Origin of the sequence: Streptomyces bathyalis, from assembly GCF_015910445.1 — a bacterium.
In the GTDB taxonomy this organism is placed as follows: Bacteria; Actinomycetota; Actinomycetes; order Streptomycetales; family Streptomycetaceae; genus Streptomyces; species Streptomyces bathyalis.
Genome location: NZ_CP048882.1, coordinates 2,208,979 through 2,221,194, shown reverse-complemented (window position 1 = coordinate 2,221,194; position 12,216 = coordinate 2,208,979). Strand labels below are relative to the sequence as shown.

Sequence of the window (12,216 nt, the reverse complement as noted above, 5' to 3'; positions counted from 1 at the left end):
GCGTGAAGCAGTTGACTCGTACGGGGCCCAGGGACTGCCGGGGAGATTGAACGAACGGATGGAATGCGCGCGCCTGTCTGACGCGGAACTGCTCCGCCTCGTACGAGCGGGAGGGGAGCCTTCGACCGCTGCGCTCCGGGAGCTGGAGCAGCGGCACTTCCAGGCGGTCCGGGTGTTCGCGTCGGCGTGCGTCGTCACCTCCTCGGCGGCCGACGCCCTCGCCGGCCAGGCGTGGAAGCAGGCGCTGCGGCCGGAGGACGGCGGTGCCGCGGGCGCGGTCCGTCCCATGGCGCTCTCGGTCGTCCTGCGCACGGCCGCGTCGTGGGCCGGTACCGAGCAACGGAGCATCCTCAACCCGGACTTGACCACCTGGGTCCAGACGCACATTCCCCTGCCGCCGGCCGGTTCCGAGACCGGAGAGGTGGCGGACCTCCTGCCTCCCTCCGTCGCGGCGCGGGCCTTCGAGGGCATCGCCGAGCACAGCCAGACGGTTCTGTGGCACAAGACGGTCGAGCACGACGAGATCGAGCGCATCGAGGAGATACTCGGCCCCGACACCGAGGTCGTCTCCCTGCTGGAGAGGCGAGCGCGGAACGAGCTGTACAACGTCTACGTGCAGACGCACCAGGCCGGACTGGACGACGAGTGCCGTCCCTTCCACCGGATGGTCCTCGCCTACGCCGAGGAGAAGTCCCTCGACATGGCGGCGGATCTCGCGCCGCACCTCGAGGGCTGCGCCGCCTGTTCCCGGGCCGTCGCCGACCTGGGGCGCATGCGTGTCGACTGCGGGGGATTCCTGGCGGAGGCCGTTCTGCCCTGGGGAGGCGAGGAGTACGGCGCCATCAGGGCGGAGGAGGACGCCCCCGTCGGCACCGCTCTCGAACTCCTCCCGTCGGGCGTCCACTTGGCGCACCCGCCCGGCAGGATGCGGCGGCGCCTCTTCGGACGCTGGGGCCCGGCCCGCCCGATGGCCGCCAACCGGCGCGCCAACCGGGTCGTGCAGAGCCTCGCCCTCATCGGACTGGCCTCCCTCGCGGCGGCGTTCGCCTTCTCCGGCAACCTGCGTCCCGGTGCGCCGCAGAGCAGCGAGTCCAATCCCGCCCAGAGCGCGCAGCCGGCACCGGGGAAGCCCGGTCCGGCCCGTACGACCGCCACGGCCACGGCCACCTCCACCGTGACGGCGACCCGCAGCTCCGAGCCGCCCTCCAAGGGCGGCAAGCGACCGCCGCCCGCCTCCAAGCAGCCCGTCGCCGGTGCTCTGCTCGAGTGGGTCTTCGAAGACGTCAACGGCGGGGTGGCGGCCGACACTTCGGGGAACGGGCGCGACGGGCGCCTCACGGGCTCACCCACGGCGAGGGTCGTCGGGAGCGCGGCTCAGCTCGGCGGTGAGCAGGCCGTCGTCTCGGACGGCCCCGTCGTCGACACCGAGAGCAGCTTCTCCGTCTCGGCGCGCGTGCGACTGGACGACACCGAGGACCGTCAGGTCGTGGTGAGCCAGGACTCCGACGAGGCCAGCGGCTTCATGCTCCAGTACGACGCGGACGAGGACCGCTGGGAGATGCGGATCCCCGAGGAGGACGAGGAGGACGCCGAGGAGGCCGAATCCGACGAGGCAGCCGCCGACTTCGGGCCCGAGCCCGGTGAATGGACCCATCTGACGGGCGTCTACGACGATGACGACGGCGAGATCCGGCTCTACGTCGACGGCAGGCTCGAAGACGTCGCCGACCACGAGGACGGCGACTTCGCCGCCGAGGGCGATTTCGCCGCCGGCCGGGGGCTCTCGTTCGGTGAGGGCTTCCGCGGCGTGGTGGGCAGCGTCGACGACGTGAGGGCCTTCGGGCGGGCGCTCACCACCAGCCAGGCGGCAGCCCTGGCGAAGTAGCCCGCACCTCCGGCGTCCTCGTACGCCCCTGCGTGTGCCCCGAGAGCCCCAAGTCCCCTTGTACGACGGGGACTTGGGGCCTTATCGCGTATGCGGGCAGGCGGGGGAAGGCGCGGTCCCACGGCCGGGATTTCTTGCGTATCCGTATATCGCAGGACCCGTATAGGCGCCTCACGGATACGTGAGTACGTTCCTGGCGATCGGTATGGGCCGCGGTTCGGGCCCGAGGATTCGCGGCGGCCCCGGACGGGACCGTGCCGGCGCGGTGCACGCCGCCCCCCACAGAGGAGATTGTCCATGCGTACGCTGCTACGAAGACTGACCGGCGCCGCCGCTCTGGTCTTCGCTCTCGTCTTCGCGTTCCCCACCTCCGCGACCGCTGCCGAGATCGGCGACGCGGCACGTTCGGACGCCGCACAGTCCGTCTCCGCCCAGGCGGCCGGCGAAGCCGCGCTGTCCGACCGCTTCCCGACCGGCGAGGCCCCGGGCATCAGCGCCCTTCCCGACGCGCCCCGCGACGAGCGTTCCGGCTTCACCGCCTGGAGCTACCACATCACCTCGTCGTGCAGCGGCCTCGAAGGCCCGATACGCCAGGGCGCCAACTACTGGGGCGACGCCCAGGAGACGTCTTCCAGCGGCACCCCGGTCGAGTGCACCGGCGGCTATGTGCAGGGCTGCGGCGGCGGCAACGTCGTCGGCTGCAACTGGGGCCAGGGCGACAGGATCATGCTCTCCACCCTCGTCAGCGACTTCGCGCTGCTGGCCGCGCACGAGTTCGGGCACAACTGGTACGGGCACTCCGACCCTGGATGCGCGAGCTGGGCGAGCCCGTACGACGTGATGCGTCCGACGATGTGCTGACCGGTGCCTGCGTCACCCGCCGGCTCCCGTGCCCGTGCGGGAGCAGGTGAGTGACGCGACAAGGTTGCGGGCAGGTGCGTGATGCACGCGCACCTGCCCGCAACCGCTCGTCCGTCGCCACGGCGGGCACGGGGCGGCCGTGGCGACGGCGTTCAGGTGCGTCCCGCGGACGCCGCCCGCTCGGCGAGGGCCTGACGTGAACTGATGCCGAGCTTGCGCATCGCCCGCGCGACATGCTGCTCCACGGTCCGCGGAGACAGATGGAGCGTCGCGGCGATCTCCCTGTTCGTCAGGCCGGTCGCGGCGAGTTCGGCGACCTCCCCCTCACGAGGGGACATCCGCTCCGCGTACGAAGGGCGGCCCGGGGAGCGGCGCCGAGCCGCGGCCGGGTCGTGCGCGCGCAGCGTGGCCCGTACCCGGGCCGCGTCCCACACGGCGCCGAGAGCCGTCAGCCGCTCCACGCACGCCGAGAGGCGACGGGCGGCGGCCTCCGGATCGCTGCCCAGCACGAACGCGCAGCGCCCGGCGCTCTCGGTCATCAAGGCGGACGCGTAAGGGTTCGGCAGCCGGGCGTAGGCAGCGGCGGCCTCCTCGAACCGCCCGAAGGCCTCCTCTGCTTCGCCCGCGGCCTCCGCGAGCAGAGCCCGGCACCACAGCAGCGCCGCCGACGCCGCCGGGGCGTCCCGTCCGGCCAGGCCCTCCGCGAACTCCTCGGCCGCCGCCCGGGCGGCGGCCGGCGCGCCCGCACGGGTGTGGGCCTCGACCACCCAGGGCGCGAGCCCTGCACCCCAGACCCACACGCCCTTCGTCCGCAGCCAGGTCCACGCCGAACCGGCCGCGCGCTGCGCCGCGTCGACGTCCTGCCGTGCCAGGTGGAGCCGTATGCACGCGCCTGCCGCCGTGGCCGCCACGGGGGCCTCGCACGACTCCCACGCCTGCTCCGGCTCGCAGGGGTTCCACGGCTCGCCGTGTTCGCGGTGGGGCGAGGAGGACGAACCGGGGCGCGGCAGCCAGTCCTGTGCCGCGGCCCACTCGCCCTTCGCCAGTGCCAGCAGGGCCAGCACCACGCGGGCGTCGTTCGCGACACCGTCCTCGGCGACGAGCACGGTGCACCGCTCCGCGAGTCCGTCCCATCGGCCCGTCAGCCAGTCGCGGAAGAGCGCCGTGCCGCGCCCCACCCGCTCCAGGAAGGGAGCGCCGCTGCGCACCGCCAACTCCACGCCCTCCGCGAGGAGTTCACCGGCGCGCCGGTAATGCCCCAGGTACACCGCGCCGTTGGCCGTGTTGCACAGCCCGCGCGCCACCTGCTGGCGGCCCGTGCGCTCCGGGCTGTTGCGAGGCAGCTCCTGCACCAGTCGCCAGGCCTCCGGGTCACCGGAGTTCATCAGCACCGTCGCCCGGCAGGCCGCGACAGCCGTGCGCGCGGCGCGGTCCCCGGACGCGGCCGCCGCCGCCTCCGCGCGACGCAGCCAGTCGAGGCCCTCATCGAGGGCCGGGCCGGGGAAGAACGGGTTGGCCAGCGCGGCCGACGCGCGAGCCGCAAGAGCGGGGCGCCCCCTCAACTCCTCTGCCGCGAGCCGCAGTTCCGCCCGCCCCTCGCCGAAACGGCGCTTCTGGCTGTGCAGCAGCAGACCGAGTTCGAGCCGTATCTCGCCACGGGCGGCCGCCGGAAGCGCCGGGTCCTCGACGATCCTGCGCAGCGCTCGCGCCGTGCCCTCCGAGCGCGGCCCCAGCATGGCGCCGCGCGCCAGCGTCAGGGCCAGCCGGCCCCTTCTGTCCGGCGGCAGATCACGGGCCCCCAGCACCTGCTCCAGCAGCGCGAAGCGCGCCTCGTCCTCGGTGACCGCGCCGTCGTGGTCGCCCTCTGAGCCGGCCGCGGCGACCTGTTCCGCCGCGCGCAGCCAGTCCTGCGTACGTCCGCCGCCCCGCCAGTGGTGTGCGACCTCCGTCCAGGGGACCGGCGTGCGTCCCACGAGCATCGCCGCCGCGCGCTCGTGCAGCCGCTCCCGCACGGGCCCGTGCAGCTCCTCGTAAACGGCCGAGGCCTCCATCGGCACGGCGAACCCGTACCGTCCCTGCTCCGTCTCGCGCAGCACCGAGGTCTCCAGGGCCGCGACCAGCGCCTCGTGCCCGGCGTCGCCCCACAGCCCCGCGACGGTCGCCAGATCCCCTGCGCCCGCCGGTTCGCCGAGCACCGCGGCGGCCCGGACCACCGGACGGCACGCCTCCGGGAGGGAGTCCAGGCGCTCCAGCACCAGCTCCCTCAGGCGGACCGGCACCCCCGCCTCGTCCACGTCCCCGGCCGTGAAGTGCTGCCGCTCGCCGGCGCCGCATGCGTCGCGCAGCATGCTCAGGAGATCGACGACGACCTGCGGCACGCCCGCCGAGCGCTGGTGCAGCCGCGTGACGAAGCCCTCGGTGCAGCGCTGCGCTCCCAGTAACTCCCCGGCGAGGGTGCGTACTTGCTGCTCTTCCAGGGGAGGCGGCACGTACCGGGTCACGGAGAGCCGGGCGGGGTAGTCCACGGCACGGCCCAACGGCAGGCCGGTCCGCGCCAGTTGTTCCGGCCGGTAGGTCAGCACCGCCATGAGGCGCGCGGGCGGATCACGCAGCAGGCCGCGCAGCAGCACGAGAGCCTCCTCGCCCGCGTGGTGCAGATCCTCCGCGACCAGCAGCACGGGCCGCACCGAGGCGAGCGATGACTCGAGGGACGGATGGGAGACGCAGGCGGCGGGATCGACGATGTCCGCGGCACCGGACGGCCCGAACGTGACGGCCAGCCGCGGCACCGCCCTCGCGCCCGGCGACTCCAGCAGCCGCCGCACCAGTTCGCTCTTGCCCGTGCCGGCCGAGCCCTCGACCAGCACCAGCGCCGGCCGCGCCTGATCGCCGGCCGGCGCGCACGTCAACTGCCGCTCCCACGCTTGCTCGCACACGAGAGGCCGCTCCCTCGCCCAGTCGTCACGAACTCCTCGCCGTACCGGGCCGCCTGCGAGCGACGCACATGCCACCGATGGCCGGTGCCCGCTATGTAACACGTAGTCGTACTAATGCACCAGAGCTCTGACTTGGCGGCCGTGATACCGCCAAGTCCGGGCCCCGGTACGGCCTACGGCGTCAGGGGAGAGGAGAATCCACCCCGGCCGGCGAGCCGGAGATCCAGCTCGCCGGAGAGACGGCCGGCGAGCCGGAGGAGAGGAGTGTCAGCAGCCAGATGTCCCGCTACCACGAACTCAAGTTCCAGGCGGTCACGGCCTTCCAGCGGAGGGTCGGGAACCCGGTCACGACCCGTCTGCCGGGCCAGGTCCTCCTGGAGACCACCGGACGCAGCTCCGGCCTGCCGCGCCGCACTCCCGTCGGCGGGCGCCGCAAGGGGAACGAGTTCTGGCTCGTCTCCGAGTACGGCGAGAAGTCCCAGTACATCCGCAACATCAAGGCCGATCCGCGGGTCCGCGTCCGCATCCACGGGCGGTGGCACACGGGCACCGCACACCTCGTCCCGGAGGACGACGCCCTGGCCCGTCTGAGGATCCTGCCGCGACTCAACAGCGCCGCGGTGCGGGCCTTCGGCACGAATCTGCTGTCCGTGCGCGTCGACCTCGACGGCTGAGTCCGCTCCGGTCGCGAGCTGCCGCCACCGCGGGCAGGCGGCAGGTGGACGGCCCGCCGCGTCTGCCCGCGTCGCTCCTCACACAGGCCGCCCGGCAGGCTCCAGGCGGCACACGATGCCCTTGGACGTGGGCGTGTTGCTGATGTCCGCGACGCTGTCCAGGGGCACCAGGACGTTCGTCTCCGGGTAGTACGAGGCGGCGGAGCCGCGTGCCGCGGGATACGCGACGACGCGGAAGCCCTTCGCCCGCCGCTCCACGCCGTCGTGCCAGACGCCGACCAGGTCGACCTCGGCGCGGTCGGCGATGTTCAGCTCCTCCAGGTCGTCCGGGTTGACCAGCACGACGCGGCGGGCGTTGTGAATCCCGCGGTAGCGGTCGTTCATCGCGTACGGGACGGTGTTCCACTGGTCATGGGAGCGCAGCGTCTGCAGCAGCAGGTGCCCCTTCGGGGCCTGGAGCATGGTGAACTCGTTGCGGGTGAACACCGCCTTGCCGCAAGGGGTGTTGAACCTGCGCTCGTTGACCGGGTTGCGCAGCCCGAAGCCGCCCGGCACGGCAACCCTCGCGTTGAAGTCCTCGAACCCGGGGACGACGCGGGAGATGCGGTCCCTGATCGTGCTGTAGTCCGCCTCGAACTCCTCCCAGGGAACGGGCGTTGCCTCGCCGAGCGTGGCGCGCGCCAGCCTGCTGATGATCGACACCTCGCTGAGCAGTTGCGGCGAGGCCGGCGGCAACTTGCCGCGGGAGACGTGCACTTCGCTCATCGAGTCCTCGACCGTGACGAACTGCTCGCCGCCGGCCTGGAAGTCCTTGTCGCTGCGGCCCAGCGTCGGGAGGATGAGCGCCGTCTCCCCGCACACCGTGTGCGAACGGTTCAGCTTCGTCGAGATGTGCGCCGTCAACCGGCAACTGCGCAGGGCCTCTTCGGTGGCCTCGCTGTCCGGACTCGCCCGTACGAAGTTGCCCGCCACTCCGACGAAGAGCCGCGCCCGGCCGTCCCGCATCGCCCTGATCGCGTTGACCGAGTCCAGTCCGTGCTTCGTGGGCGGCGTGAAGCCGAACTCCCGCTCCAGGGCGTCCAGGAAGGGCTGCGGCATCCGCTCCCAGATCCCCATGGTGCGGTCGCCCTGCACGTTGCTGTGGCCGCGCACCGGGCAGACCCCGGCTCCCGGCTTCCCGACGTTGCCGCGCAGCATCAGGAAGTTGACGATCTCGCGGATCGTGGGCACGCCGTGCTTGTGCTGCGTCAGTCCCATCGCCCAGCACACGATGACCTTCCGCGAGTCCAGGACGCGTGCGTGCACGGCCTCGATCTCCTCGCGGGTGAGGCCGGTGGCGTTCAGCACGTCGTCCCAGCAGACCTGACGTGCGTGCGACGCGTACTCGCCGAAGCCGGTGCTGTGGGCGTCGATGAATCCGTGGTCGAGCACCTCGCCGGGCGCCTCGTCCTCCGCCTCCAGCAGCAGCCGGTTGAGCGCCTGGAAGAGGGCCAGGTCGCCGCCGGGACGGATCTGGAGGAACTGATCGGCGATGTCCGTGCCGCGTCCGATGACGCCGCGCACCTTCTGCGGGTGCTTGAACCGCATCAGCCCCGCCTCGGGCAGCGGGTTCACGGCGACGACCTGGCCGCCGTTGCGCTTGGTCTCCTCCAGCGCCGAGAGCATCCGCGGGTGGTTGGTGCCCGGATTCTGTCCGACGACGAAGACGAGGTCGGCGTCGTGGATGTCCTGCAGGCTCACGCTGCCCTTGCCGGTGCCCAGGGTCTCCATGAGTGCCGAACCGCTCGACTCGTGGCACATGTTGGAGCAGTCCGGCAGGTTGTTCGTCCCGTACGCGCGGGCGAAGAGCTGGAGCAGGAACGCGGCCTCGTTGCTGACGCGTCCGGAGGTGTAGAAGAGAGCCTCGTCCGGGGAGCCGAGGCCACGCAGCTCGGCGGCGAGCAGGCCGATCGCCTCGTCCCAGCCGATGGGCTCGTAGTGGTCCGACCCGGGGCGCTTGACCATCGGCTCGGTCAGACGGCCCTGCTGGTTGAGCCAGTAGTCGGACTTCTCGTCCAGCTCGGAGACGGAGTGCTCACGGAAGAAGTCGGCGGTGACGCGACGCGAGGTGGCCTCGTCGTTGATGTGCTTCGCACCGTTCTCGCAGTACTCGTTCCGGTGCCTCTTCCCCGGCGCGGGCTCCGGCCAGGCACACCCCGGGCAGTCGATGCCCTTGTCCTGGTTGACGTTCAGCAGCGTCAGCGCCGTACGCCGCACGGAGGTCTGGCCCAGCGAGTACTGAAGGGCGTGGGTGACGCCGGGCACGCCCGTCGCCCAGGTCTTGGGCGGGGTGACGGACAGCTCGTCGTCCGGATCCTCGTTGCTGCGCATGGTCTGCTCGGTCCCCTTCTGGCACGTACCGCGAACTCCGCGCCGCTGACGTTGCGTTGCGGGAGGCGATCCGGCGCGGCCGGAGCAGCCGCGTCTTCAAGAGACGTAGCGGAGACGGGCCGGGTATCGCCGCTTTGTCTGCGTATGGTCCTGTCCGCGGCAGTACCAGCCTTGTTCGACTGCTCCGGTCTGTCAAAGAGTCGTTGCCGATCAGTCGATAGCCCACGTCTATCCGCGGGCCGGTTCCTGATGGTCATGCCGCTCGGGAGCCCGGCGGCGGCCCGGTTTCGTGGCCGATGACCGGTCCGGGAAGGTCACGCCGGGAGAGACATGTGAGTGCGCACGGCTCCGGGCGGCCTGCCTGGCGGGCAGGGAACGTCAGGGGGGACCGTCGCGCCGGGGCGCCGGGCGACGGGGCGGCAGGGAGTCGCGGCGGCGTCAGAGGCGTCGAGGAACGAACCGGGCGGTCAGCGCCGCTCCCCTCACGGCCCGTACCGGTTGCCCGCGTTGGGAGTGCCGACGCGGGGCCGGATGCCCTGGGGAGGCACCGGTGTCGGCCAGGAGATCGCCGCCGGAGCCGGGGGAGCGGGTGCCGCGGGCGCGGGCAACTGCGCCTGGCCGATGGGCGCGGCGCGGCTCGGCGAGAGCAGCGCGTACAGGGCGGTGTCCCGCCATGTGCCGTCCGGCCTCTTCTGGTGCCGGCGCATGAGCCCCTCGCGGAGCGCCCCGATCTGCAGCATCGTGTCGTGGCCCGCACGGTCGAGGTCGTCGAGCTGCCACTGGACCCTGGTGAACCCCAGGTGGAACGCGTGCTGCACCAGCAGCAGATGGATCTCCACGGTGGCGTACGTGCCCGAGAGCGATTCCCCGAGCCAGTGCCAGCCGATGTCCACCCGCTGATCGATGACGTTGATGTTGAGGTACGCGATCCAGCCCGCGGCGCGGCGGGTACGGGCGTCCAGGACCACGAAGATGAAGGCGCCGCCGGCGGCCTGCTGGGCGAGACGCTGCTCCACGATGAATCGCATCTCCGCCTGTGAGCGGGGAGCGAGCACGGGTAGCCAGCCCCAGTCCGTTTCGACGCCGCGCTGAGCGGAGTAGAGGTCCGGGACATGGTCGATCCTGAGCGGCTCCAGTACGACGTGCCGGCCGTTCAAGGCCACGGGAGCGGGGGCCCGCGCTGTCATGACGGCAAGCTAGCGCTCGAACACCGTCCGGCGTAAGTGACGTGGAGTACGTCATTCAACTTGGACAAATCTGCCCGCGCGTCCGCCCCCTCAGGTTTCGGGTCCCTCTGTTCGCGGGAGAGGCGTCCGAATGCCCGGTCGAGGGGGCGGCGGCAGAGGCCGGCCGCGTGGTGCCGCGGCTCCCGTCCGCCCAGGGGCCGACGAGCCCGTGCCGCGGTCAGGAGTTGAAGCCGATGAGGCCACGGCCCTCCAGCGACCTTGCACATCCGCGACGGTGCTCGCGCCCGGCGGCGCCCGCTCGGAGTCCGGCCGCATCCCACCGCACGCACAAGAACGCCCCGCCGCCAGCATCAGCGCTGGTCACAGGGCGTGCGAAAGGCGGAAGCAGCCGGGTCAGGAGTGCCTTCACTCCCTGTCCCGGGAATGCTGCCGAACGCGATGGGGGTCTACGGGTGGCTCCTGCTGAGGGTGCCGTTCAGTCGGGTTCCTCCTCGTTGGGAAGGGACGGGGTGTCGGTGGGGCGGACCGCGGTCTCGCCGTGGAATTCCGGGTCGATCGCGTTCGCCGCACCGAGGGCTGTGAGCAGCCAGTCGTCGTCCTGCGGCCGGAGGCGGGCGGCTTCTCGGTGGGCGAGCGCGGCTTCCAGTTCGTCGAGTGCTGTCTCGAGCCGGGCGGTGTCCGTTCCGGCCGAGGCGTCGCGAACGTGCTGGCGTGCATCCTCCACACCCTGGTTCGCGTCCTCGTACAGGGCGTCGGGCTCGGACTTCTGAGGATCAACCATGCTTCCGAGAGTACGGCGCCCATGCCCCGGTCCGACGAAGAGGTACCGCGAGATCCCGTGTGAGACCGCAGCTGTTTTCGTGACCGATGAGGCTCATGGGGAAAACGTCAAAGATCATCACCTCGCCACAGGGTGATCACGGCCGTCCCAGCCCGCTCCCCGCCGCGTCCGGCTGCCCGCACGGCACCGACCATGGCCGAGCATCCGCACTGGCCACGGGGCCTTCAGGCGGCGCGGCAGGCACCCACGGGCCATCCGTGCACACGCTCCGTGGACAGCGCCCCGCCGTCCGCAGGTGGAGGTGACTGCAGCCGGCTCGGGGCCCGTCGTGAGGGGGTGCGTGCTGTGCCCGGCCGAGGACGCCGGGTGTTCATGGCTTCGGCGCACTCGCGGCCGGAGGCTCCGGCGCGACGGCAGGAAGCGTCAACTCCCAGGTGTCCACGGCGAAATGGAGCGCCATGCCGTGCGCGAGGTAGAGCCGCAGGGCCCCCGTCGCGTTCGTGGTGTCCACGCCGAGGCCCATCGTGTCGCGGCCACGTGCCGCGTAGACGCCGAACGCGTGGTGCAGCAGATACCCGGCGATTCCCCGGCCGCGGGCCTTCTCCAGCACGCCGAGGTTGCGGATCCAGCCCATGGCGGTGCGGTCGTCACGGCTCACGATCACCGCCACGTCGCCCGAGCCCTCCTGCGAGGCGATCCACACGAGCGACCAGTCCATGCCGGCGCCGAGGTCGTCCAGCCAGCTCCGGTAGCCGCGCGGGTGGTGGTCGTAGTGTTCGGCGAACGTCTCCTCGACCAGTTCGTGTGCGCGCCGCCGGTCGGCCTCGTCCACGCAGTCGCGGAGGGTCAGCCCGGCCGGCGGCGCCGGCACGGGGTCCGCGGCCGTGGACAGCGGGCGGGTCAGGACGTTGTACCGGCGTACGGACCGCCATCCCCGGCGCCGCAGGAGCGCGGTGTCGAATGCGGGCCGGACGTTGAGTGCGAGATGGACGACGGCGCGCTCGGCACCGTTCTCCCCTGCGCGTTGGGCGGCCCGCGCCTCCATCAGCTCGATGAGCCTTGCCCCGTCGTCCTGGTGGCCGGGCAGAACGTAGTGGTCCACGTCGATGCGCTCGGCACCGGACTCGTCCCACAGCAGGCCGTAGGCGACCAACTCGCCGTCGCGGAAGGCCAGCCAGGAGTTGCGGACGAGGTCGGCCTCGGGATGGAGCAGATCTGACTCGACCATGCCGAGGTCCGACTCCGGCCGTCCGACCTCGGCGACGTCGACTGCGTTGAGCAGCGCGCATATGGCAGGCGCGTCGTCGGGGGCGGCGGGACGGACGTCGAAGGACATGCGGTCACCTTCCGGACCGGGCCGTCCCGGTGCAAGTGCTTTTCTCCCGGATGGTCCGCTCCGGTCCCTCAACTCACCCTCCGTTCACCCGCAATCCGTGCCGAGCAACGGCGAAGAGCCGGACCCGGCGGAACGGGGTCCGGCTCTTCGCTCGTTCGGCGTCCTCCCACAGCTCCCGAACAGCGC

The 12,216-nt window shown here is 72.0% G+C and carries 8 protein-coding genes; 3 read left to right on the top strand and 5 right to left on the bottom strand.

The window, feature by feature from the left end:
- The first annotated feature begins 58 nt into the window (after positions 1-58).
- Together G4Z16_RS09450 and G4Z16_RS09445 are read left to right on the top strand one after the other, a co-directional pair.
- Positions 59-1,885: a LamG domain-containing protein gene (locus G4Z16_RS09450; protein WP_197350412.1), complete on the top strand. Its 1,827-nt coding sequence runs from the start codon at positions 59-61 to the stop codon at positions 1,883-1,885.
- Positions 1,886-2,182: 297 nt separating this feature from the next.
- Positions 2,183-2,746 carry a hypothetical protein gene (locus G4Z16_RS09445; RefSeq protein ID WP_246530756.1) on the top strand — a complete coding sequence of 188 codons (564 nt, stop codon included), beginning with the start codon at positions 2,183-2,185 and terminating at the stop codon, positions 2,744-2,746.
- A 152-nt stretch (positions 2,747-2,898) separates the two neighbouring features.
- Here G4Z16_RS09445 and G4Z16_RS32920 read toward each other — a convergent pair whose 3' ends face one another.
- Positions 2,899-5,682 carry a helix-turn-helix transcriptional regulator gene (locus G4Z16_RS32920; protein WP_197350410.1) on the bottom strand — a complete coding sequence of 928 codons (2,784 nt, stop codon included), beginning with the start codon at positions 5,680-5,682 and terminating at the stop codon, positions 2,899-2,901.
- 278 nt (positions 5,683-5,960) lie between these two features.
- Here G4Z16_RS32920 and G4Z16_RS09435 point away from each other — a divergent pair, with 278 nt between their 5' ends.
- The gene (locus G4Z16_RS09435) at positions 5,961-6,356 is read left to right on the top strand and encodes a nitroreductase family deazaflavin-dependent oxidoreductase (protein ID WP_197350409.1); all 396 of its coding nucleotides are present in this window, start codon (positions 5,961-5,963) and stop codon (positions 6,354-6,356) included.
- 78 nt (positions 6,357-6,434) lie between these two features.
- Here G4Z16_RS09435 and G4Z16_RS09430 read toward each other — a convergent pair whose 3' ends face one another.
- The 4 genes from G4Z16_RS09430 to G4Z16_RS09415 all read right to left on the bottom strand — a co-directional run bounded on the left by G4Z16_RS09430 (position 6,435) and on the right by G4Z16_RS09415 (position 12,030).
- Positions 6,435-8,726, bottom strand: a complete 2,292-nt coding sequence (locus G4Z16_RS09430) for an FdhF/YdeP family oxidoreductase (RefSeq protein WP_197350408.1) — start codon at positions 8,724-8,726, stop codon at positions 6,435-6,437.
- Between the two features lie 482 nt (positions 8,727-9,208).
- Entirely contained in the window at positions 9,209-9,913 is a 705-nt protein-coding gene (locus tag G4Z16_RS09425; RefSeq protein ID WP_197350407.1) for a GNAT family N-acetyltransferase, read from the bottom strand.
- A gap of 475 nt (positions 9,914-10,388) precedes the next feature.
- Positions 10,389-10,694: a hypothetical protein gene (locus G4Z16_RS09420; protein WP_197350406.1), complete on the bottom strand. Its 306-nt coding sequence runs from the start codon at positions 10,692-10,694 to the stop codon at positions 10,389-10,391.
- Between the two features lie 370 nt (positions 10,695-11,064).
- Entirely contained in the window at positions 11,065-12,030 is a 966-nt protein-coding gene (locus tag G4Z16_RS09415; RefSeq protein ID WP_197350405.1) for a GNAT family N-acetyltransferase, read from the bottom strand.
- Positions 12,031-12,216 lie beyond the last annotated feature (186 nt).

What these genes read in the sequence shown, in the direction of transcription:
- G4Z16_RS09450 (WP_197350412.1), top strand. Translation starts at nt 59, where the DNA reads ATGGAATGCGCGCGCCTGTCTGACGCGGAACTGCTCCGCCTCGTACGA.
- G4Z16_RS09445 (WP_246530756.1), top strand. Translation starts at nt 2,183, where the DNA reads ATGCGTACGCTGCTACGAAGACTGACCGGCGCCGCCGCTCTGGTCTTC.
- G4Z16_RS09435 (WP_197350409.1), top strand. Translation starts at nt 5,961, where the DNA reads ATGTCCCGCTACCACGAACTCAAGTTCCAGGCGGTCACGGCCTTCCAG.
- G4Z16_RS09430 (WP_197350408.1), bottom strand. Translation starts at nt 8,726, where the DNA reads ATGCGCAGCAACGAGGATCCGGACGACGAGCTGTCCGTCACCCCGCCC.
- G4Z16_RS09425 (WP_197350407.1), bottom strand. Translation starts at nt 9,913, where the DNA reads ATGACAGCGCGGGCCCCCGCTCCCGTGGCCTTGAACGGCCGGCACGTC.
- G4Z16_RS09420 (WP_197350406.1), bottom strand. Translation starts at nt 10,694, where the DNA reads ATGGTTGATCCTCAGAAGTCCGAGCCCGACGCCCTGTACGAGGACGCG.
- G4Z16_RS09415 (WP_197350405.1), bottom strand. Translation starts at nt 12,030, where the DNA reads ATGTCCTTCGACGTCCGTCCCGCCGCCCCCGACGACGCGCCTGCCATA.